At 64.7% G+C, this 1,069-nt stretch carries 1 protein-coding gene; it reads right to left on the reverse strand.

What is annotated here, in order from left to right; translation table 11 throughout:
- A partial coding sequence (locus EOA60_RS34425) for a DNA polymerase ligase N-terminal domain-containing protein (RefSeq protein ID WP_281060810.1) occupies nucleotides 1-914 on the reverse strand: 914 nt, incomplete at its 3' end.
- Between the last annotated feature and the right edge of the window lie 155 nt (nucleotides 915-1,069).

A 1,069-nucleotide genomic window follows, 5' to 3' on the forward strand; every position in this document is an offset into this window, starting at 1 on the left:
GCGAAGGAGGACACGCCGCTGTCGGCCAACACGACGATCTCGCCGTCGATGATGGCGTCGCGGCATTTCAGTCCGGCAAGCTCGGCCACGACCGGACCTTCGAACTTCTTCGTCCAGTCAAGGCCGGTGCGGGTCAGCAGCCGGACATCGCTGCCGGCGATCTGCGCCTGCATGCGGTAGCCGTCGAACTTCACCTCATGCACCCATTCCTCGCCGGAAGGCGCATTCTTTTCGAGCGTCGCCAGCTGCGGCTCGACGAATTCGAGGCGTGGGGATTTTGCCTTGCCTGCAGCCGGCTTGTTGGAATGCCAGACCCTTGGTTTGGCGCCCTTGGCCGTCTTGCCTTCGCCGATCTCCTCGATGGTCAAGCCCGACTTTACCGATTGCGGCGCCTCTACAAGTATGTCTTCACCAGGGCGGGCGGCGGCGTCATTGGATTTGATCAGCAGCCAGTTGTCGCGCTTTTCGCGCGGGCGCGGCTTCAGCCTGACCAGATGCCAGCGACCGTTGAGCTTCTGGCCTTCGAGCTCGAAGTCGATATGGCCCTTCTTCATGCCCTTGGCCGGGTCGCCGTCGGGGATCCACCGGCCTTCGTCCCAGACGAGGACGGAACCGCCGCCATATTCGCCCTTCGGAATGGTGCCCTCGAAAGACGCATAGTCGATCGGGTGGTCCTCGACATGCACCGCCAGCCGCCTCTCGTGCGGGTCGAGACTCGGTCCGCGCGTGACCGCCCAGCTCCACAACACGCCATCATGCTCGAGCCGAAAGTCATAGTGGAGCCGCGTCGCGGCATGCTTCTGGACAACGAAGATGCCGCCGGCGTCGGTCTTCTTGCTGGGCGCGAGCTGGCCGGCCGGCTCCGAGGTTTTCCGGAAATCGCGCTTGGCGTGGTATTGCTCGAGGCCGGCCATGACATCGTGCTCCTATGCGGATCTGCGCCTGGACGTAGACGCCACGGCGACCTCCCTGGCAGGCGGGTGCCATCGCAACGGCCAAGGCTCCGCTTCGGTTCCGGGCAGGCGAAAGGCCGGCGGCTGTCCGCCGGCCTTTCGGGCTCACAACTAGC

The sequence above is a fragment of the Mesorhizobium sp. M1A.F.Ca.IN.020.06.1.1 genome (assembly GCF_004023265.1).
Classification (GTDB): Bacteria; Pseudomonadota; Alphaproteobacteria; order Rhizobiales; family Rhizobiaceae; genus Mesorhizobium.